The sequence below is a fragment of the Kaistia sp. UC242_56 genome (assembly GCF_044452255.1).
Taxonomy (GTDB): Bacteria; Pseudomonadota; Alphaproteobacteria; order Rhizobiales; family Kaistiaceae; genus Kaistia; species Kaistia defluvii_A.
On the sequence record NZ_JBIOAN010000002.1, the window covers coordinates 3,104,529 to 3,125,990 of the forward strand.

Here is a 21,462-nt window from a genome sequence, read left to right on the forward strand (position 1 = left end):
ATCAGCCTCTTCGGGCCGATGCCGCAGTTCAGATCACCCGCCGTTCAGCGCGACTGGTGCAGCAGATCGAGATATTCTTCGCGGCTGGCGAGCCGCGGATTGGTGCCGTGGCAATGATCCTTGAGGGCCTCGCCCGCGACGCGCTCCATCATCGCTTCGGTAACGCCCATGGCATCGAGGCCGGACGGCAGGCCGATCGAGGCCGAGAGCTCCGCCATCACGACATCCGGTTCGCCGCCGAGGATTTCCGCCAGCACGCCCCACTTCGCGCCGATCACGTCACGGTTGAAGCGCAGTACGGCGGGGGTCAGCACGGCGTTGAGCGTACCGTGATGCAGGTTCAGCTCGCGCACCGCGCCAAGCGGATGGGGTCAGCGCATGGACCGCACCGAGGCCCTTCTGGAACGCCATCGCCCCTTCCAGCGCGCACATCATCATTTCCCAGCGCGCGCGGCGGTCGGAACCGTCAGCCACGGCTTGGCGGATCGATCCCATGCCGCGCTTGAGACCATCGATCGCGATGGCGTCAGCCGGCGGATTGATCGAGGGGGCCATGTAGGTTTCGAGACAGTGCGACAGAGCATCCATGCCGGTCGCCGCCGTCAGATAAGGCGGGAGGCCATAGGTCAGCTCCGGATCGCAGAGCGCAACCGAAGGCAGCATGTGCGGGCTGACGATGCCGAGCTTGCGGCCCTCGGCGGTGATAATGACCGCGGCACGGCCAACCTCGGAGCCGGTGCCCGACGTGGTGGGCACGGCCACCATCGGACAGATATTGCCGTGGATCTTCGCAGCACCGCCCTCGACGGCGGTATATTGCGCAAGCGGACCCTCGTGACCGGAAAGCAGCCGCACCGCCTTGGCGAGATCGATCGACGATCCGCCGCCGAGGCCGACAATGCCGTCGCAACCCGCTTCGCGATAGAGATCGGCAGCGGCAAGTACCGCCGTTTCGGTGGGGTTCGCCGGAGTGTCCTGAAAGACCGTCGGACGGGTCGGAAACAGCGCCAAAACCCGGTCGACAAGCCCGGTAGCGACCAGCCCGCGATCGGTGACGATCAGCGGACGCGCGACCTTGAGCCCTTCCAGAATCGACGGAAGCTTCGCCACCGCGCCTTCGTCGAACTCGATACGGGTCAGATAGGTAATCAGGGCCATCGCGGACATGCTCTCGGGTGCTGGAATTCTGGATAAGCAGACCCGCTCGCAGCCCATACGGGCCACGTTCGGTACCGCTTCATGTTCGGATTCTCGGGGCGCCACCCGTTCGGGCATGACGCATCTTCGGGGCCGGCGGGATGCCGGCCGATCTCACTCTTTCCTCCGCTTCTCGGCCTCCGTCGAACCATGCGGCTCAACGGGCGACGACAACGACCGGCTTGCTCCCCCGTCTTGTCGTGCCCGTCGCGAAAACGCGCTTGCTTCGCCAACCGATATATGAGTTATTGAAGCCAGACTAATTCCACGATGTCAACACCCCTCCAAAGTTAGGGGAAACCCAATGAATATCGGGAAAATTCCCTTGAATTCGCCAAAAATCATCAATGATCGGCCGATCCAAAAGGCCGAGCAGATATATGGGTTGCTACGCGAAGCGATCGTTCGCCTTGCCATGGTTCCCGGCGCCGCGATCTCCGAAAAGGAGCTGTGCGCGCAGTTCGGCGTATCGCGGACGCCTGTGCGCGAAGCGCTGAAGCGGCTCGTCGATGAAGATCTCGTCGACGTGTTTCCGCATTCCGGAACCTATGTCAGCAAGATCTCCTACGAGGTGGCGGAGGAAGGCTTCGTCATCCGCCGAGCGCTGGAAATCGAGAGCATTCGCCGGGCGACGCAATTCGTCACCGATCCGCAGATCGCCCGACTGGATGCGCTGATCGCGGAGATGCGCGACATTCTGCGGCGCGACGCGCTCAGCGATTACATCGTCGTCGACGACGCCTTCCACTCGACCATCGCGGAAATCAGCCGCTATCCGCGGATGTGGAAGTTCATCAATCTGGTCAAGGCGCATCTCGACCGGATGCGCCAACTGAGCGCGCCGGTGCCGGGCCATCTGGCCGAGGTAACGGAACAGCACGCTGCCATCGTCCGCGCGCTGGAGCGGCGAAACGCCGACCAGGCCGAGCTCGCGATGAAGATCCATCTCGATGCGTCCTTCGCCGTGATGAGCGCGATGTACGAAGACGGCAAATTCTTCAAGCCCAAGGAACTTTGATGCTCGATAGCCCCCGAAGCGGCCGGCTTCTGGCAACGGCCGCGGGCGAGAAGACGCTGAGCAATATCCACGACGACGGGGACAATGAATTCGTGCCCCAAGTCGGCGCCGTGATGTGAGGAGGAACTTGGAAGCCGGTCACCCCGCAAATCAGAGCCGGCATCCAGGCAGAGGAAAGATATGAGCGATCTCAAAGACAGCTACGACATCGTCATCATCGGTGCCGGTGTCGGCGGCGGCGCGCTTGCCAACACGCTGGCCGCGCCCGGCCGTAACATCCTGATGATCGAGCGCGGCACCCGGCTTCCTCGCGAGGCGGACAATTGGAGCGTCGACGCCGTCTTCCACAAGCGCAAATACGCCGCTAAGGAACAATGGCGCGACAAGAACGGCGCGCTGTTCAACCCCGGCACCTATTACTATGTCGGCGGCAACTCGAAGTTCTTCGGCGCCGCCACCGTGCGATTCCGCAAGGAGGATTTCGAAGACCTGCAGCACGAAGCAGGCATCGCTCCCGCATGGCCGGTTTCCTATGCCGAATTCGAGCCGTACTACGCCCGTGCCGAAAAGCTGATGGGCACGCATGGCGAGGCCGGCATCGACCCGATCGAGCCACCCCGCAGCGGTCCCATGCCCTTCCCCGCTATCGGCCATGAACCTGAGATCGCCTTCTTCGAAAAGAAGCTGCGCGAGAAGGGACTGCATCCGTTCCCGCTGCCGATTGCCATCGACTATCACCCAGGTGGCACCTGCATCCGCTGCAAGACGTGCGACGGTTTTGCCTGCAAGATTGGCGCGAAGGGCGACGCCGAAGTCCGGCTGGTCAATCCGGCGCTCGCCAAGGGCGGCGTGACGCTCGTCACCGAAACCTATGTGCGGCGGCTGATCACCGATCCCAGCGGCAAGCGGGTCGTTTCCGTCGAGTTGGAGCATGAGGGCCAGGTCCGCACCATCGCGGGCAAGATCTTCATCTCGTCCGCCGGTGCGATCAACTCCTCGGCGCTGCTCCTGCGCTCGGCCAATGCGAAGCACCCGAATGGCCTCGGCAACAACACGTCCGACCAGCTCGGCCGCAACTACATGGCCCACAACAACACGGCGATGATGGCCGTTTCGCCGTTCAAGAAGAACGGCGTCACATTTCAGAAGTCGATGGCGATCAATGACTACTATCTCGCCAACAAGGAGCGCCCCTACCCGCTCGGCAACATCCAGGGGCTCGGCAAGCTGCAGGCCGGGATGCTGACGGCGAACCTGCGCTGGATACCCGAGGCACTCATGGCACTGTTTTCCGAACGCAGCGTCGACTGGTGGCTGATGTCGGAAGACCTGCCCGATCCCAACAACCGCGTCAGCGTCGATCCCGACGGCAAGATCCGCGTCGCCTATACCGAGAACAATCTGAAATCGCATGGGGAACTGGTGAAGGTCTGGACCCGCCACATGCGCTCGCTCGGCTATCCGATCATCATCACCCAGAAGATGGATATCACCGTGGCGATGCATCAATGCGGCACGGCCCGCTTTGGCAAGGACCCCGCCACCTCCGTGCTCGACACCAATTGCAAGGTCTGGGACGTCGACAATCTCTATGTCGTCGATGCTTCGTTCCTGCCGTCCTCGACCGGCTTCAACCCGTCGCTGACGATCGTGGCGCAGGCACTGCGCACAGGCGAACACCTCTTGAAGGAGTTCGGCGAGACGGTTGCCGCCACGCCCCATCCCGCCGACGGAAGAGCCGCCGCATAGGGCGTCCCCGTCAAAAACTGTCTCTGGAGGAAACAACCATGTCCGCAAAGCGGGACTATACGCGCTTGTTCGACCTCACCGGCCGCAAAGCCATCGTCACCGGCGGTTCGCGCGGCATCGGCCGCGCCCTGACCGAGGCACTGGCTGCGCAGGGCGCCGATGTCGCCATCGTGGTGCGCTCGTCGATCGATCTGGCGCGCAGCCTTGCCGACGAGCTGAACGTTGAAGGCGGCGACAGCTTCGCCATCCAGGCCGATGTTTCGGTTCCCGCCGATGTCGAGCGACTCGCAGCCGAGGTCGCGGCGCGCTGGGGCCGAGCCGACATCCTCGTCAACAATGCCGGCATCGTACTGCCGGGCAATGCCGAGGATTATCCGCTGGAGCAGTGGCGCCAGACGCTGAACGTCAATCTCGACGGCGTCTTCCTGGTGAGCCAGGCGATCGGCAAGATGATGATCGCGCAGAAAAGCGGCTCGATCATCAATATCGGCTCGATGTCGGGTCGGATCGTCAACTGGCCGTTCCGCCATGCGGCCTACAATGTGTCGAAGGCGGCGGTGCACATGCTGACCAAATGCCTCGCCACGGAATGGGCCGAGCACAACATCCGCGTCAACGCGCTGGCGCCGGGCTACATCATGACCGAACTCACCGAGGAAGTTTTGCGAGAGCATCCCGACGTCGTCGCCAACCATTGGGCCCAGGGCGCGGTCATGAATCGGATCGGCACGGTCGACGAACTGGCCGGCTCGGTCGTCTATCTCGCCAGTGACGCCGCATCGTTCACCACCGGCGAGATCGTCACCGTCGATGGCGGCCTGACGCTCCGCTAGCGTAGCCCGCCAGCCGGGCCGGAAGCCTCCTCCCCCTTCCGGTCCGCCCCCTCAAAACATCCCCAAATTCCACAACACTGGAGTATTCGCCATGTCTCAACGAGGCTATGGGGGACCTGCGCTATGTCCAGGGCCCTGATGTCATCGCCGATATCGGTCGCTACGTCGCGCCGCTTGGCGACTCGGCGCTCGCCATTTTCGACGGGTTCTTCTGGGACAGCCTGCGGCCGACCGACCATTAAAGCGAGCCCTAATGGAGGGCAGTGAGCCCCCGACGCAACGGCACACCCGGCGAGCCGTCGACGGTTACCCTAGGTAACCTCCCAATCCAGTTAGATCTAGCTCATCCAGTTACCGCCATCCACGTTCAGCGTCTGCGCAACGATGTAGGCGGAGTCGTCCGAGGCGAGGAAAACGGCAGGCCCCGCGAAATCGGATGGGTCTCCCATCCGCCCAGCCGGGACCGCCTCTCCCACCAATCTCTTTTTCTCGCCGATCGGCCGGCCCTCATACTTCGCAAACAGCGCGTCGACCCGATCCCACATCGGCGTATCGACGACGCCCGGGGCGATCGCGTTGACGCGGATGCCGTCCTGGATCAGCTCGAGCGCCATCGATTGGGTGATGCTGATAACGGCGGCCTTGGCCGCGCAATACAAAATGACATTTGCCTCGCCGCGCCGCCCGGCCTGGGACGAGATATTGATCACGACGCCTCCCTGCCCCCGAGACCGCATGATCTGGGCGGCGCCCTGGGTCATGAAGATCAGGCCCCCGACATTGACGTCGAACTGGCGCCGATACATCTCCGGCGTGATTTCGCCAAGCGGCGCCATGTCGAAGACGCCGGCATTGTTGACCAGAATATCAACGCCGCCAAAGTGTGTCGCAGTCGTTGCCAATACCGACTGGATGGAGTTCGTGTCGCGAACATCGAGCGGTGTCGACATGGCGGCGTCGCCAAGCTCGCTAGCAAGATCACAGGCCAGTTCAGCCTCGATATCCGCGATGACGACCTTGGCGCCCTGCGCCACATAGGCCCTGACAATCGCGGCGCCGATACCCCGCGCGCCGCCCGTCACGATCGCCACTTTTCCCTGGAGCTTCATTCTGCCTCCAAAGCATTTGGATACGTCGCAGGGAGAGACCTGTCCGGCCGTCCTGGCAAGACAATGCGAGCCGCTATGAGGCTGCCCGACCCAGAGCATCCGCCGTGAGAATAGCGGCGCGGATCTCCCGCACGCCGACAGTCGCGCGTGTGGCATACGTGATCTTGCCTTTCACGGCAGCCTCGGCGATCTGGTCAACCTTGGCCGAGACATCCTCGGTGATCTGCAGTCCGGCCAAGGTCGTCGGCAGCCCCAGGCTCTGGCAGAAGGCGATCGCTTCGTCGATCTCGGCCTTCGGACGGTTCTCGAGCACAAGCAGGCAAATAACGCCGAACGCGACCTTCTCGCCATGCAGCATGCCATGCACGTCATGCACCACCGTCAGGGCATCATGGATACCATGGGCGGCGGATACACCGCAGTTCTCGAATCCGAGGCCGCTCAGCAGCGTATTGGCCTCGATGATGTCTTCGACGGCCGTCGTCACGACCCCCGCCTCGGCCGCCGTCTTCGCCTTCAACGCCTGCTCCATGACCACCCAATGACAATGGCGTGCGATCGCTCGCGCCGCCTGCGTGGCCGGGAAGCCCCCGGAAATGTAGTTGTCGGTCCCCGCCTCGATATTGGCGCGCGCCTCGAACCAGGTCGACAGAGCGTCGCCTATGCCGGCGACGAGAAAGCGGACCGGCGCAGCGACGATCAATTCAGGATCTACAAGCACCAGGTCAGGATTACGTGGCAGATTGTGCGCCATCTCCAGCACGCCGTCGGGCGAATAAACCACGACGACAGCGCTTGTCGGCGCGTCGGTGGAGGCAATCGTCGGCACCGCTATCATGCGGGCATGGTTCTGGTGCGCGGCCATCTTGGCCGTGTCGAGCGTCTTGCCGCCACCGACGCCGACAACGACGTCGGCCCCATGCTCGGCCACTAACCCGGTAATGCGAGCGATCTCCTGATTGCTGCACTCGCCACCGAATTTTTCGAAGCGCGCCTCAACATCTTCGCCAAGCCCGGCGGCGATCTTCGTCGACAGGGTGTCGAAAAGAAATCCGTCTATCAGAAACAGTGGCTTCTTGCCGAGTAGCGCGAGATGCTCGCCAAGGCGGGCGATCTCGCCGCAGCGCTGAATATAGCGGCTGGGTGAACCAAAGGATCGAGACACGACAACCTCCCAACAGTGCGGCCCTTGGCCAGATCAGCGTATTGTGTTTCCGCAGACATATCCGCCATCGACGGGCAGATCAGCGCCGGTGATGAAGCCCGCTGCAGGGCTCGCCAGGAAGAGTGCCGCGCCGACAAGATCATCGACCGTGCCCCACCGCTTCAGCGCCGAGTGATCCGCAATCAGATCGTGGCTCTTCTCGACGCTCCAAAGGCCGCGCGTCATGGCCGTCTTGTGATAGCCGGGCGAGATCGCGTTCACTCGCACGCCATCGGGGCCGTACGCATGCGCGAGGGCGCGGGTCAGGCCAAGCAAACCAGTCTTGCTGGCCGTGTAGGCGGGCACTTCCGGCTCGACCAGATAGCTTAACATCGAAGTGATGTTTACGATCGATCCCCGCGTCGCCTTCAGATGATCGCGGAATGTCGAACTCAAGCGCATGACGCTGTTGAGATTGACGTCGATGACATCCAGGAACACGGCTTCCTGATGCTCGGCCTCGCCACGGCCGATGCCCTGCGCGTTGACCAGAACATCCAGCCGGTCGAACGTCGCCGCAAATGCCTTCACATCGTCGCTGCTCCGCACGTCGAGCACCGCAAAGCGCAGGTTGGCATTGTCGGGACGCGCCTTCTCGGCGTCGATCTTCGCCTGGCTGGATCCCGCCGCGACAACATCAGCGCCGAGCGCGGCAAAGCCCTGTGCAATGGCGAGGCCGATGCCGCTGGTCGCGCCGCAGACCAGAACCGTTCGGCCCGCGAAAAGGTCTCGTTGAAAAGTCGTCACAAGATCCGTCAGGGACATCCTGGCCTCCTCCTCTCATGGGTTTCCGTCACTGGCGTCCGCGCGCCGTAACAAACTGGATCAGCATCGCCAGAATGATGATCAGCCCGAGATAGACGTTCTGGTGGTATCCCGGGACGCCCGCGAGGTTCATGATGTTGGTGATGATGCCGAGAATGAGCGCGCCGAGCAGCGTGTTGAACATGCCGCCGCGCCCGCCCATCAGGCTTGCGCCGCCGATCACCACAGCCGCGATAACGTTGAGCTCGGCACCGACGCCGACTTGCGGGGTGCCAATCCCAGTACGGGCAGCCGCCACGATACCCGCAACCGATGCCAGCACACCGCTGATGACATAGACCGCGAGAATGTACCGCCGGACCGGCACGCCGGAGAGACGCACGGCCTCCTCGTTCGAGCCGATGGCGGTGACGATACGTCCGAAGCTGGTGAAGGTCAGCACCGCGCCGCCGATGGCAAAGATGATGAGCATCAGCACGACGGGTTGTGGAACGCCCAGGAAGAAGCCGCTGCCGAAGTCGACCAGCGCCGAACCGCTTGGGCCAATCGTGATCGGACGACCGGCGCTCAGGATCAGTGAAACTCCGCGAGCGATGGCCATCATCGCGAGCGAAATAACAAAGGAAGGAAGCTTCATGTAAGCGACGAAAAACCCCGTCACCGTGCCCGAGACGACACCGGACAGTAGCACGAGCAGGATCGTGACCGGGAGGCTGAACCCCATCGTCGCAATCAGATAGGCGCTCAGTACCGCGCCCACCGCCGCCACGGAGCCGACGGACAAGTCGATACCCCGCGTCAGCACGACGAACAGCATGCCGACAGCCATGATGCCATGGCCGGATGCGACCTGACGGGCAACGTTCATGAGGTTCCGCTCGGTCAGGAAGGCGTCCGACCAGAACGACGCAACCACCATGAGCACGAGGAAAATTCCGACGGTTCCGTAGTTGCGAACGATCTCGACCAGTCGGGAATTGCGCGATGCCGACGAGGGCAAGGTTCCGGAAGCGCTCATGCTATTGCCTCATCGTTATTCTTTTCCGTTCGCGTCATCGCCAAGGTCAAAAGACGTTCCTCGGTGAATTCACCCGCATTCAGTTCGCCCACGATCGCACCTTCCGCCATGACCAGGATCCGGTCGCAGATGCCGAAGAGTTCCTGATGCTCGGAGGAGATGACGAGGACTGCTTTTCCCGATTTCGCCAGATCATTGATGATCGTGTAAATCTCGCTCTTGGCGCCGACATCGACGCCGCGCGTCGGCTCGTCGAGGATCAGGAGCTCGCAATCGGCGTGGAACCACTTCGCGAGCGCAACCTTCTGCTGGTTGCCGCCCGACAGGTTCGAAACGGGTGCATCCACATTGGCGGCCTTCAGGCGCATCGAAGCGCCCAGCTTCGTCGCGATCCGGCGCTCCTTGCGGACGTTCAGAAAGCCCAGGCGCGTGACGCTTCTCAACTTGGCGAGCGTGCAATTGACCCGGATCGGCGCATCCAGGATGACACCCTGCATTTTCCGGTCTTCGGGAACGAGGCCGATGCTGGCGCGCACCCCATCCCCCGGCGAATGCAACCGGGTCGGCTTCCCACGAACCAGGATCGAACCAGACTTCGCGCGATCGGCGCCAAAGAGGACCCGCGCGACTTCCGTGCGGCCGGACCCGACCAAGCCGCCTAGTCCGACGACTTCACCGGCGCGGATGGAGAAACTGACGTCGCGCACTTTTCGTCCGAGCGACACATTCCTGGCCTCCAGGACAAGCTCGCCAGCCTCGCGGCCAAGCTTGGAAGGAAAGAGAGCATCCATTCGGCGCCCGACCATGTCAGAGATGATCTGGTCGATGCTCGCATCCGCCGTGTCCAGGGTTTCGACGTGCGAGCCGTCCTTCATGACCGTGATGCGATCGGAGAGTTCAAAGACCTCGTTCAATCGATGCGAGATGTAGACGATACCCGTGCCGGCCGCGCGCAACTCGCGAATGATATCGAGCAGCCGCTCGGCATCGCTGCCTGCGAGCACGGCAGTCGGCTCGTCGAAGACGATGATGCGCGAATTGTTGGAGAGCGCCTTGGCAATCTCGACGACCTGCTGGTGCGCAACGGTCAAGCTCCCGACCTGGATGGCGGGATCGATGTTGAAGCCAAGCTTGTGGATCAGATCATGCGCATCGCGCCGCAGAGCACGATGATTGACGAATTTCGGCAGGCGGCCGAGGAAGATGTTCTCGGCCACCGTCAGGTCCGGCGCCAGCGCCAGTTCCTGATGGATGACCGAAATACCATGTGACGTTGCATCATGCGGCCCGGAGAACTCCACCGGCTTGCCGAACAGGCTGATGGAACCGGACGACGGCGTCGTCTCGCCGGCCAGCACGCGCATCAGTGTCGACTTGCCGGCGCCGTTTTCACCGACCAGTGCATGAACCTCGCCCTGCCGGAGGTCGAAGTCGATCCCTTTCAGCGCCTGAACGCCGCCGAAATTCTTCTTGATGGCGCTGAGGCTCACGAGAACGGACATGTCACCACTCAAAGAAGCGGCGCCGAAGGCGTTACCCTTCGGTGCCTCTCTATTGCAATAAATCCAATCAGAATACGGATTTGGGATTGTAGTACTTGTCGACGTTATCCTTGGAGATCACATCGGCCGGGGTCAGATAAAGCTTCGGAAGATTGGACGGAAGCTCGCCCTTGAATGCCTTGTAGCCGATGTCGAACGCCGTGCGGCCAACCAGATCCGGATCGTTCAGGCCTGTCGCGCCATACGTGCCGTCCTTGATCATTTCCAAGGCTTCGCGCTGGCCGTCGGCGGCTGCGGTAAGGAGAATGTCCTTCAGGCCAGCCGCCTTGACCGCCTGAGCCGCGCCGAGAACCATGGAATCGTTCTCGCCGACGATCAGATTGGCGTCCGGATGCGCCTGGAGCAGATCCTCGGCAGCCTTCAGGCCGCCATCGGTGGCCCAGTCGCCCCAGCCCTGCCCTAGAATCTGCAGGTTCACGGCGCCCTCATTCACGAGCTGTCCTTCGACGATGCCCTTGACGACACCCATGCGACGCTCAAGTCCGCCGGGATTGCCCTGGTTGCCTGAAAGCAGAAGCATCTTGATCGGCGTGCCCTTCATCTTCTTGGCGATCCAGTCACCGACAAGACGACCGTTCTCGTCGCTGGACGAGCGGACCTGCGTGATCACATTGGCCTTGGGATTCAGGGGTCGAGTCCATCACCACGACCTTGACGCCTGCCTTGGAGGCGGCATCGACGGTGGCGACAAGTGCTTCCTGATCACGAGGATTGACGATCAGGATCTGGACGCCCTTCGCGACCATGTCCTCGATGTCGCTGATCTGCTTGGAAAAATCGCTCTGGCTATCGGCCGTCGTGATTTCACAGCCCTTTTCCTTGGCCGCGGCCTCCACGGCCGCAACCTGCGCCGCGAAATAGGGCGCGTTGAGCGACGGCATCGTCAGCCCGACCTTGCAGTCGGCCGCCATCGCCGCCGGCGTCAGGCAAAGCAAGAGCGCAGCGCCAGACATGAGAATTCTGAACGTATTCTTCATTGTTTCCTCCAGTTATTTAGCCTTTCGGAAACGTCAGGCGTCCCCGAAACCCCTCACCCCATCCCCTCCGAAAAGGCCGTATCACCAGGCCGTATAGCCGCCGTCTACTTGGACGATCGACCCGGTCATCAGACTGGCAGCTTCGGAAGCCAGAAAAAGAATGACGCTCGCGACTTCAAAGTCTTTTCCCATCCTCGCCATGGGCGTCGAGTCGATCCAGCGATCGAGCATCGGCTTGTTGTTCTCGACCAGTGCGTTGAGCGGGGTCTCGATATAGGTCGGCGCGACCGCATTGACCCGCACGCCGCGCGCCGCCCACTCAGCCGCGAGGGAACGCGTCAAATGATGCACGGCAGCCTTGGAAGCGTTGTAGTGAGCCTGCGGCTGCGGGCGGTTCACGATGAAGCCAGACATCGAGCCGACATTTACGATTGAGCCGCGACGCGCTGTCAGCATGTGACGGCCAAAGGCGCGGCTGCACCAGTAGACGCCGTTCAGATTGACGTCGATGACCTTGAGCCAGCGCTCGTCTTCCATGTCCTCGGCGGGAATGTCGCTCAGAGCAATGCCGGCATTGTTCACCAGGATTGATGCGCCGCCACGCGCCGCGAGTTCGTCCGCGATTTCCTGCATGCGAGCGGCATTGGTGACATCGCCTTCATGCACCGAGACGTCGTAGCCCTTGGCTCGCAACGCCGTCGCCGCCTCTTCCAGCAACAACGGGTCGCGCTCGATCAGGGCCAGGCGTGCGCCTGCCTCACCAAGCGCCTCGGCGCTCGCCAGGCCTATGCCGCGTCCACCACCCGTAACCACCGCAAGCTGCCCATCAACCCGGAACCGATCGAGATACACGCTACCACTCCCCCAGTTGTCTTGAGATCGCCGTGGTCGGATTATCGCATGAGACCCGGATAACATTATGTTCGTATGTACGTACATCTTTATCGGCAAATCAAGCGCTTATTCTCGCGTCTTGGAGATCGGTGGCGTGGAGTAATGAGCCTGCCGACCTGCCGACTAAGGCCGGGGATGCCATCAACTAACCTGTACGTACAGCCTACAAGGGCAACCCTGGTCGCCCTTCTCGCTTATAGGATTGCACAAGCAGACACCAAGCGGTGTCGGACTGTAAAACTGTTGTGTTTCCACGGGATTCGCCAGGGATCGCCTACCAGTTCTGCATTGAACCGGCACGGTTTCGAGCTTAGTATGATAGGCGTACATGATGCATGACTAGGTCAACACGTTGATAGATCGCACGACTCCAATACCCTTGTACTTCCAGCTCGCCGGGCTTCTCAAAGAGCAGATCCGGGCTGGGCAACTCGCGGTTGGGGCCAAATTGCCCTCCGAACATGAGTTGTGCGCCGAATACGACGTGTCGCGCAGCGTTGTCCGTCAGGCTTTGCTGTCGCTCGCGCAAGATGGGTTGATCGAGACGGAGCGCGGTCGCGGGGCGTTTGTGCGCGACCGCAAGGTGCCCATCACGCTTATCCAGAAACTCGACCCCCTGCAGGAAGGCATGGCGAAGGCCGGGTTCAAGCTGACGACCAAGGTTTTGCAGCAACGCCTGATCGATGCGCCCGCGCACGTTGCCGAGCAGATCGGGGACAACAAGGCGATCTTCCTGGAACGGCTGCGTCTTGCCGACGGCGAGGTTCTGCTTCTGGTGCAGAATTACCTGCCCTATAGCCGGGTTCCTGATTTGCTGCATTACCGGGAACTGGAGACAACATCACTCTACAATTATCTGCGCAGCGAACTTGGCATTACGGTTTCCACCGGCAAGCGCCTCATAGAGATCGGCAAAGTGGATAGCCATGTCGCCTCGCTTCTCGGCCTGGAAGCCGGTGCGCAGGCGCTCTTCAATCGCGAGACGACCTTTGACGAAGGCGGCGTCGCCGTAGAATATTACGAGTCCTGGCATCATCCGGACCGCACCCGGCTGACGATCGACTTGTATCGAAGCCTCTAAGGCGACTGCGCTCCAGGCAGAATTCAAGCGGCCTCACCTCCCTCTTTGGCCTGAACGCCGTCTGACTGCCGCACCCCTCGCTACCAGCGCATCGGCTGACATCGAGCCGGCGCGCCTCCCCAGTCGCCGCCCCGGGCAGATAGGCTGACAAGCCCCCTTCCCTCGGGGCGCGCAGTCCTCTTTGCCGTGAACAGACTTCCCCCACAGCTTCTCCAGGGGCGGTCCGGCGCCCCCGCGCCGGACCCGGTTCAACCTCGCGTGCCAACATCTTGTAATTACAGGCGGCTATCTTGACATCCGTATTTTGCGCTGTCAGCCTTCCCCCGTCATGTTTGGTCTTTGGGAGGAGAGAAATATGAAAAGGTTGAGGCAAGTCCTCGCTGCCGCGATCGCGCCCCTGGCAATTATTGCCTCGGTCTCCGGAGCGCATTCGCAGGACGCCCCGATAGAGGTCACGATCGGATGGGCCCCGCCGGACGTCTCCGGCGTCTTCAAGACCGCCACCGACTTCTTCGAGAAGTCGGCCGCCGACGCGAAGGGAAAAGGCTTTGACGTCAAGATCATCACCTCGACCGGCCAGGGCCACGACATCGCCCAGCAGGTCAATGCGATCGACGATCTCATCCAGCAGCAGGTCGACGTCATCGCCGTGTCTCCGGCCGACGTCAATTCAGTCAAGCCAGCCCTGCGGCGCGCCAAGGAAGCGGGCATCGGCGTCATTGTCGTGAACCTGCTCGAGCCGATCGAAGGCCTCGAGGTCGACAGCTATATCGGCTACGACAACACGGTCGCGGCGGAAGTCAGCGCGTCGGCAGTCGCGGATTATTTTGGCGCGCCGGGCGTGCTCGGCGCCGGCGACAAGCTGGATGTGAAGCCGGAAACCTATCTTGACCGCGCGTTCTGGAAAGAGAATTTCGACAAGCTCACGCCCGAGCAGAAGGCAGCGATCAAGGCCAAGGGCGTCATCATCGAAGGCGTCTCCGGCAATTTCTACTCGAACACCCGCCTGACCGGATTCCGGAACGTCTTGAAGGACTTCCCGGGCATCGAAATCGTCGGCGCTCCCTGCGCGGGCGACTGGAAGCGCGAGAAGGGCACCAACTGCGCCGAAGATTTCCTGCAGGCCCATGACGACATCGACTTCATCTGGGCCGCCTCGAACGAGATGGGCCTGGGCGCGATGCTGGCGGCGCAGAACGCCGGCCGGCTGGAGACCGCGTCCGACGGTGTCAAGGTCGGCGATGGCAAGGTTGCCATCTTCACCAATGACGTGACGCCGGAATCGGTCGACCGCATCGCGGAAGGCAAGCTGATCGGGGAGACCACGCATGGTTTTGCCGACTGGGGATGGTACGGCACGAAGATCGCCGTCGAGATCGCCTGCAAGCAAGACGTTGAGAAGATCTTCGACATCCGCCCGCGCACTGTCGAGATCAACAACGCGCGTCTTTTCTATCCTGATCCGAAGCTTGAGCAGATCGACTGGGCAACGATGCGCGCCAACTGCAAGAAGTAGCGATCTCCAAATAGTCGGCTATCGGCGTCGCATCGCCGATCCGCATTCGGCTCGATAGACTTGACGGAGTTGCATAAGGTGGCTACCTCGCCCGCCCATACTCTGCCTGACTCTGCCCCGGAGGCGAATACGCTTCTCCACCTCCGTGACATTGGCAAAGTATTCCCTGGCAACGTTGCGCTTTGCGACGTCTCGCTGGACATCCGCGCCGGAGAAATTCACGCCTTGATGGGCGAGAATGGGGCGGGCAAGTCAACCCTGATGAAGATCATCGCCGGAGAATACTCGGCGACGTCCGGCGACATCATGATCGACGGCAAGATCGTGCCGTCGAATTTCGACGCTGCAAAATTCGGCATCGGCCTGGTTCATCAGGAATTGAGTCTGGTCCCTGCCCTTTCCGTTGCCGAGAACATCTATCTCGGCCGCCTGCCCCGACGCTTCGGCTCCATCGACTGGCGGGCGGCCGAGAAGAACGCAAGGGCAATCCTGCGACGCCTCGGTGTCGATCTCGATCCGCGCGCACCGGTCGGCAGGCTGGAAGTCGCTGAGCAACAGTTGGTCGAGATCGCCCGCGTGCTGGAGCGCGCACCAAAAATTGTCCTGTTCGATGAGCCGACATCCGCGCTGTCTGACAGCGAGAGAACCCGGCTCTTCGACGTCATCCGCCTCCTGAAGGAAGAGGGGCACGGCGTCGTCTACATCTCGCATAACCTGTCAGAGATCATGGCGATCGCCGATCGAGTGACGGTGCTGCGAGACGGCCGCCTCGCAGCGTCCCTCCCAGTCGCCGAAGCGAGTGAGGAGAAGATCGTCTCACTGATGGTCGGTCAGGTGATGGGGCAGCAATTCCCCAAATTCGACAGCGTGACCGGCAAGGACGTCCTGCGGGTCGAGAATCTGGTTTCGGGAACGGCGCTCAAGGGCGTCTCCTTCTCGCTGCGGCAAGGCGAAATCCTGGGCGTCTACGGCCTGATGGGCGCGGGCCAGGCGGAACTGGCCGGCGCCATTTTCGGACTGGCACCCTTCGACAGCGGCGAGATCCGCGTGGGCGAGACGCGGCTTCGGGATCACAACCCGGCGGATGCCATTGCCGCACGGATCGGCCTGCTGTCGCGGGATCGCCGGCAAAGCCTGATCCCGATGCAACCGATCGCGCCCAATCTGAGCCTCGCATGGCTCTCGGATCGTCCGATGCTGTCCAATCTCGAGCTCGGCCGCGAGAAGCGCGAGAGCGCTGACTATATCCGGATGATGCGGATCCGACCGCCATCCATGACCCAGAAGCTCCTGCACTATAGCGGCGGCAACCAGCAGAAGGTCATCCTGGCCCGATGGATGTCGAGCGGTTCGAATATACTCATCTTCGACGAACCAACCCGCGGCATCGACGTGGGCGCCAAGGCGGAAGTCTTCACCATCATGAGCCGGCTGGTCGAGGCTGGAACCTCGATCCTGATGATTTCGTCGGAGATCAACGAGCTGGTCGCCTTGGCGGACCGGGTCCTCGTCATGCGCAGCGGCCTCATCAAGGTGGAGCTGACGCGCGAACAGCTCTCCCAAGAAGCGCTGCTGCTCCATTCACACTGACAGGCGTTACGATGGCACATGAAATCACCCCCACGAGCCCCACCTCGACCAAGGCAGATCGGTCGCGGTTGGCATTGCGGGACATTCTCTTCAAGGCAGGCCCGCTGATCGCCCTAATTGCGCTGATCGCCTATCTGTCCTTCGCCTCGCCAAAGTTTGCCACCCATACCAACTTCGCCAATATCGGCCGTCAAACCGCGCCACTCGCGATCCTGGCGATCGGGCAGACCTTCGCGATCCTGACGGGCGGCATCGATCTGTCCGTGGCGGCCATCGCCGCCTTCGCCTCGGCAACGACCGCCGTGCTGATGACATCGCCGCTGGTCCTGTTCGGCGTCGACTTCGGCTATCTGCCGGTCCCGGTCTGCCTGGCAGCTGGACTGATGGTCGGACTGCTCGCCGGACTGCTGAACGGATGGATCATCGCGACCTTCAAGATCCCCGATTTCATTGCAACGCTCGGAACGATGCAGGTATTCCGTGGCGTCGCACTGCTGACAACCCAGGGACAATCCGTGCCCGGGCCGTCCTCGACACGCGAAATGCCGGCGTCGTTCACATGGCTTGGGACAGCGAATGTCGCAGGCATTCCGGCCAGCATATTCATCGCGCTGATCTGCGCGGGCATAGCGATCTATGTGCTCAAATTCACGGCCTTGGGCCGAGCGGTCTATGCGGTCGGCGGCAACCGGGAGGCGGCGCGCGTCTGCGGCATCTCCATCGGCCGAACGAAGATCTATGTCTACGCCATCTCGGGCCTGCTGGCCTCGATAGCGGGCATTCTGCTGGTGGCCCGGCTCAGTGCCGCAAATGCCCTGCTGGCCGAAGGCGAGGAGCTTCGCTCCATTGCTTCGGTCGTGATCGGCGGCACCAATCTGTTCGGTGGCGAAGGCGGCGTCATCGGCTCGCTCATCGGCGCCATGCTCGTCGGCGTTCTTGGCAACGGCCTCAACCTGCTCGGGGTGAGCCCATTCTACCAGCGCATCGCGCAGGGCGTGGTGGTGGTTCTGGTCGTCATCTTCGACCAGTGGCGCCGGCGCAGCCTCAACAAGAAGTAGCGCCTCCGACGCAGGGCAGCGATGCAGGACAGGCGAACCTCCAGACCCGCGCTCACGCGCGCGGGACCTGGGATGCCGACGACAGCAGCTAGCCGGGCAGTAAGGCGAGGGTCGACCGAAATTGGTCGGCCGGAAATTGCGAGGGACCGTCAAAAGGGTTGACAGACCGGCCCCAATAAGTTGTACGGTCAACCTTACATCCTTACATGACTGCCATCCCTTTATAGGACCTGACGATGACATCCCCCAGCCGCCGTGACCTTGCCAACGCCATCCGGTTTCTGACCGCCGATGTTGTTCAGCAGGCAAGCTCCGGCCACCCCGGCACCGCCATGGGAATGGCCGACATCGCCGAGGTTCTTTGGAACGGCTTTCTGAAACACAATCCTGCGAACCCCAAATGGAGCAATCGCGACCGGTTCGTCCAATCCAACGGACACGGCTCGATGCTTATCTATTCGCTCCTCCACCTGTCGGGCTACGATTTGACGGTCCAGGACCTCAGGGATCATCGCAAACTGCACTCCAAGACCCCGGGACATCCGGAATTGGGCATCACGGATGGCGTAGAGACCACCACAGGTCCATTGGGTCAGGGCTTCGCCAACGCCGTCGGCATGGCATTCGCGGAAAAGAAGCTTGCCACCGAGTTCAACCGCGATGGCTTCCCGATCGTCGATCATTTCACCTACGTGTTCGTCGGCGATGGCTGCCTCATGGAGGGCGTGGCCCAAGAAGCGGCGTCGCTGGCGGGTTCGCTCGGCCTGAACAAGCTCATCGCCGTCTATGACGACAACAACATCTCGATCGACGGCGAAGTCGGCGCGTGGTTTGCCGACGACACGGCCGCCCGCTTCCGTTCGCTGGGCTGGAACGTCGTGGCCGATGTCGATGGCCACGACAGCAACGCCGTCGCCAGCGCCTTCGAGGCAGCCCACCGGTCGCAAGACAAGCCCACCATGATCTGCTGCAAGACGATCATCGGCTTCGGTTCGCCCAACAAGCAGGGCAAGGAAGAGGTCCACGGATCGCCGCTGGGCATCGAGGAAGTGGCGCTGACGCGCAAGAGCCTCGGCTGGGATCATCCGGCATTCTTCGTGCCCGCCGAGATCCTGCAAGGCTGGAATGCCCTGGCGAAGGGCGAGGCCGCGGAGAGTCGTTGGAACGAATTGTTCGCTGACTACTCGAAGAGCTACCCGGAGCTGGCCGCCGAATTCAGCCGTCGCAATGCGGGCGAGCTGCCGAAGAACTTCGACGCCGTTGTTGCCGCGGAAGTCGCGAGGATCCTTGCCTCGGATCCGGCAAAGCAGCCGCTTCGCAAGGGATCGAACCGGGTTGCGACCAAACTGATCGAGAATACGCCGGAAGTCATTGGCGGCTCGGCAGATGTCTCAGTTTCGACGCTTGCATGGACGTCGGCCTCCCGGTCCATCACGAAGGATGATTTCGCCGGCAACTTCGTCCATTACGGCGTGCGCGAGTTCGGCATGTCGGCCATGATGAACGGCATGGCCGCCCATGGCGGCCTGCTGCCCTACGGCTCGTGCTACCTCGTGTTCAGCGACTACAGCCGCAATGCCGTGCGCCTGGCCTCGCTGATGGGACTGCGCGCCATCTTCCTCTATACGCACGACTCGATTGGCGTCGGCGAAGACGGCCCGACCCACCAGCCCTGCGAGCAGATGCTGGCGCTGCGGGCGATCCCCGGCATGTCGCTCTGGCGCCCGGGCAGCGAACTCGAAGCGCTCGCCGCCTGGGAGGCCGCATTCAAGCGGAAGGCGCCGACGGTGATTGTCGCGGCCCGGCAGGATGGCGCAGTGTTCGCACACAGGCCCGAACACCTGGATGGCATCCGCAGGGGCGGCTATGTGCTACGCCAGTCGTCGCGGGAGACGCCAGACGTTGTGCTGGTCGGCACGGGATCGGAACTGGCCCAGATCATCGCCGCCGGCGACCAGCTTGAGCAGCAGGGCAAATCGGTGCGGCTGGTATCGATACCGAACGGCAACATTTTCGCCGCGCAGGACAAGGCCTACCAGGACGAGGTCCTTTCCTTCGGCACGCCTGCCGTGTTCGTCGAGGCCGCTTCCCCGCTGTACTGGTATCAGTTCCTGAAGGGACCAGGCACGGTCGTCGGCGTCGATCGCTTTGGTGAGTCCGCAACTGGCCCGGAGCTCTACCGCCTCCTGAACATCACCGCCGAGCGCGTCGTGGCAGAGGCAATCGCCCTGTTGGGCTGATCCGCCTCCAGCATCGGGAAAGACAGTCCATGTTTCTCGGCATCGATCTAGGCACCGGTTCGGTAAAGGCCCTGCTCATCGACGGCTCCGGTCGAGCCGTCGCGGAAGCAAGCCGGACCTATGCGGTTCGCTCTCCGGTCCCCGGCTATGCCGAAACCGCGGTCGAGGAGTGGTGGACGGCAACAGTCGCGGCGGTGCGGGAATGCTGCGCCGGCCGCGGCGACGACGTCCAGGGAATCGGGCTTTCCGGGCAGGCACATGGTGTCGTGGTCCTGGACAAGAACGACCAACCGCTGCGGCCGGCCATCCTCTGGGCGGACCAGCGCGCCACAGCACAAATGGACGAGATCCTCGCCCTGCCGGCTGAAATCCGGCTACCGCTTGCCAATCCCGTGGTGACCGGCATGGCGGGCCTTTCCCTGATGTGGCTGCGCGACAACGAGCCGGCCACCTTTGCCGCCATCCGCCGGGCCCTCTCGCCAAAGGACTGGCTGCGCTTCGCGATGACAGGTGAGATCGCGACCGAGCCCAGCGATGCCTCCATGACCTTGCTCTACGACATTGTCGCGGAGCAGTGGTCGACGGCGTTGATCCAGGCGATTGGCATCGATCCGGAAATCCTGTCCCCGATCGTCGAATCCAGTTCGGTCGCCGGTCGCCTGACGACCGGGCGGGCGGAAGAATTGGGCCTGAGGCCCGGTATCCCCGTCGCAGCCGGATTATCGGATACAGCCGCGTGCCTGTTCGGCATGGGTCAGATCGAACCGGGCTCGACGATCCTGCAGATCGGTTCCGGCATCCAGATCATGGCCGTTACCGACCGCATCGAGCCGAAGCTGCAACCCTTCTACAACAGCTATCGCGGCATCGGCCGCAGCCTCTATGTGATGGCGGCGATGCAGAATGGCGGCACCGTGTTCGAATGGGCGCGCGGAGTTCTGGGCGCCACTTGGCCGGAGATGTATGAGGGCGCCTTCGAGTCTGGCGAAGGCCATGGCGGCGTGATCTTCCTCCCCTATGCGGCGGGAGAGCGCGCGCCGCTGCTCGACCCGGACGCAACCGCTGTCTGGGCCAACATGCGCCTTGGCTGCAGCCGCAACCAGATCATCCGGTCGGTGTTCGATGGCGTGGCAATGGCTATCCGGGACAGCTGGGACGCGCTGAAGCGGGAAGGCATCACGGCCCCTCACATGCTGCTTGCCGGGGGTGGCAGCGGGGACCCGCGCTGGCGCCGGCTCTTGGCCGACACGATCCAGGTCCCACTCAAGCCAGCGCTGGATGCTGGCAGCGCGACGCTCGGCGCCGCCTATCTGGGCGGCATGGCGGCGGGCCACTGGCCCCAGCCAGCCAATATTCCATTCGCGGCCGCCACCGACCCAATGATCCTGCCCCGCCCCGTGGATGGGCTCGACGAAGATTTGGCTCACTTCCGAGGGATCTATCGCGGGCTAAAGCAGTCTTCGCGACCCACCATTTAAGCAGAGGTCCGATTTTAATTGAATTTCCTTCTTTATAATAAGTTATTGCAATAAGCGCCAAGATCGTCTCTATTTATCGATAGTGCCTGTGTAGCGATAATCTCGACTATGGAATTATCGACGTGCCGCCGATTTCGCCAGCATGAAGACCCGAACTACCCAGCAACAATAAA

Annotated in this window: 18 protein-coding genes and 1 pseudogene; 10 read left to right on the forward strand and 9 right to left on the reverse strand. The window is 62.3% G+C overall.

What is annotated here, in order from left to right; genetic code table 11:
* Positions 1-44 precede the first annotated feature (44 nt).
* Both ACHMWQ_RS17255 and ACHMWQ_RS17260 read right to left on the reverse strand, forming a co-directional pair.
* Positions 45-314 carry an iron-containing alcohol dehydrogenase gene (locus ACHMWQ_RS17255; RefSeq protein WP_396308411.1) on the reverse strand — a complete coding sequence of 90 codons (270 nt, stop codon included), beginning with the start codon at positions 312-314 and terminating at the stop codon, positions 45-47.
* Positions 280-1,275, reverse strand: a complete 996-nt coding sequence (locus tag ACHMWQ_RS17260) for an iron-containing alcohol dehydrogenase (RefSeq protein ID WP_396308412.1) — start codon at positions 1,273-1,275, stop codon at positions 280-282. The genes ACHMWQ_RS17255 and ACHMWQ_RS17260 overlap by 35 nt, the downstream gene beginning before the upstream one ends.
* Positions 1,276-1,522: 247 nt before the next feature.
* Between ACHMWQ_RS17260 and ACHMWQ_RS17265 the strand changes: the two genes are divergently transcribed.
* The 4 genes from ACHMWQ_RS17265 (at position 1,523) to ACHMWQ_RS17280 (ending at position 5,039) form a co-directional block, all read left to right on the forward strand.
* On the forward strand, positions 1,523-2,215 hold the full coding sequence (locus ACHMWQ_RS17265; protein WP_396308413.1) for a GntR family transcriptional regulator: 693 nt from the start codon (positions 1,523-1,525) through the stop codon (positions 2,213-2,215).
* 180 nt (positions 2,216-2,395) lie between these two features.
* Positions 2,396-3,964 (forward strand): GMC family oxidoreductase, encoded by a 1,569-nt coding sequence (locus tag ACHMWQ_RS17270; protein WP_396308414.1) that lies wholly within the window; start codon positions 2,396-2,398, stop codon positions 3,962-3,964.
* 38 nt (positions 3,965-4,002) lie between these two features.
* Entirely contained in the window at positions 4,003-4,797 is a 795-nt protein-coding gene (locus ACHMWQ_RS17275; protein WP_396308415.1) for an SDR family NAD(P)-dependent oxidoreductase, read from the forward strand.
* A gap of 107 nt (positions 4,798-4,904) precedes the next feature.
* Positions 4,905-5,039, forward strand: coding sequence for a hypothetical protein (locus ACHMWQ_RS17280; RefSeq protein ID WP_396308416.1), 135 nt, complete (start codon positions 4,905-4,907; stop codon positions 5,037-5,039).
* A gap of 96 nt (positions 5,040-5,135) precedes the next feature.
* Here the strand turns inward: ACHMWQ_RS17280 and ACHMWQ_RS17285 are convergent, their stop codons facing one another.
* The 7 genes and pseudogenes from ACHMWQ_RS17285 to ACHMWQ_RS17315 all read right to left on the reverse strand — a co-directional run bounded on the left by ACHMWQ_RS17285 (position 5,136) and on the right by ACHMWQ_RS17315 (position 12,284).
* Positions 5,136-5,906, reverse strand: coding sequence for an L-iditol 2-dehydrogenase (locus ACHMWQ_RS17285; RefSeq protein ID WP_396308417.1), 771 nt, complete (start codon positions 5,904-5,906; stop codon positions 5,136-5,138).
* A 73-nt stretch (positions 5,907-5,979) separates the two neighbouring features.
* Complete coding sequence (locus ACHMWQ_RS17290; RefSeq protein ID WP_396308418.1) at positions 5,980-7,071, reverse strand: glycerol dehydrogenase; 1,092 nt, start codon at positions 7,069-7,071, stop codon at positions 5,980-5,982.
* 33 nt (positions 7,072-7,104) lie between these two features.
* Positions 7,105-7,875 (reverse strand): SDR family NAD(P)-dependent oxidoreductase, encoded by a 771-nt coding sequence (locus tag ACHMWQ_RS17295; protein WP_396308419.1) that lies wholly within the window; start codon positions 7,873-7,875, stop codon positions 7,105-7,107.
* Positions 7,876-7,903: 28 nt separating this feature from the next.
* Positions 7,904-8,893, reverse strand: coding sequence for an ABC transporter permease (locus ACHMWQ_RS17300; protein ID WP_396308420.1), 990 nt, complete (start codon positions 8,891-8,893; stop codon positions 7,904-7,906).
* A complete protein-coding gene (locus tag ACHMWQ_RS17305; RefSeq protein ID WP_396308421.1) occupies positions 8,890-10,395 on the reverse strand; it encodes a sugar ABC transporter ATP-binding protein in 1,506 nt (501 codons plus the stop codon). Before ACHMWQ_RS17305 ends, ACHMWQ_RS17300 begins: the two co-directional genes overlap by 4 nt.
* Before the next feature lie 67 nt (positions 10,396-10,462).
* Positions 10,463-11,408, reverse strand: a pseudogene (locus ACHMWQ_RS17310) (substrate-binding domain-containing protein).
* A gap of 105 nt (positions 11,409-11,513) precedes the next feature.
* A complete protein-coding gene (locus tag ACHMWQ_RS17315; RefSeq protein WP_354549778.1) occupies positions 11,514-12,284 on the reverse strand; it encodes an SDR family oxidoreductase in 771 nt (256 codons plus the stop codon).
* 421 nt (positions 12,285-12,705) lie between these two features.
* On the opposite strand from ACHMWQ_RS17315, the gene ACHMWQ_RS17320 reads away from it, so the two are divergent.
* The 6 genes from ACHMWQ_RS17320 (at position 12,706) to ACHMWQ_RS17345 (ending at position 21,289) form a co-directional block, all read left to right on the forward strand.
* The gene (locus ACHMWQ_RS17320) at positions 12,706-13,407 is read left to right on the forward strand and encodes a GntR family transcriptional regulator (RefSeq protein WP_354549780.1); all 702 of its coding nucleotides are present in this window, start codon (positions 12,706-12,708) and stop codon (positions 13,405-13,407) included.
* Between the two features lie 355 nt (positions 13,408-13,762).
* A complete protein-coding gene (locus ACHMWQ_RS17325; protein ID WP_396308422.1) occupies positions 13,763-14,923 on the forward strand; it encodes a sugar ABC transporter substrate-binding protein in 1,161 nt (386 codons plus the stop codon).
* A 78-nt stretch (positions 14,924-15,001) separates the two neighbouring features.
* Positions 15,002-16,513: a sugar ABC transporter ATP-binding protein gene (locus ACHMWQ_RS17330; RefSeq protein WP_396308423.1), complete on the forward strand. Its 1,512-nt coding sequence runs from the start codon at positions 15,002-15,004 to the stop codon at positions 16,511-16,513.
* Between the two features lie 11 nt (positions 16,514-16,524).
* Positions 16,525-17,571, forward strand: coding sequence for an ABC transporter permease (locus ACHMWQ_RS17335; protein ID WP_396308424.1), 1,047 nt, complete (start codon positions 16,525-16,527; stop codon positions 17,569-17,571).
* A gap of 236 nt (positions 17,572-17,807) precedes the next feature.
* Positions 17,808-19,811 (forward strand): transketolase, encoded by a 2,004-nt coding sequence (gene tkt, locus ACHMWQ_RS17340; RefSeq protein WP_396308425.1) that lies wholly within the window; start codon positions 17,808-17,810, stop codon positions 19,809-19,811.
* A gap of 29 nt (positions 19,812-19,840) precedes the next feature.
* The gene (locus ACHMWQ_RS17345) at positions 19,841-21,289 is read left to right on the forward strand and encodes a xylulokinase (RefSeq protein ID WP_396308426.1); all 1,449 of its coding nucleotides are present in this window, start codon (positions 19,841-19,843) and stop codon (positions 21,287-21,289) included.
* Positions 21,290-21,462 lie beyond the last annotated feature (173 nt).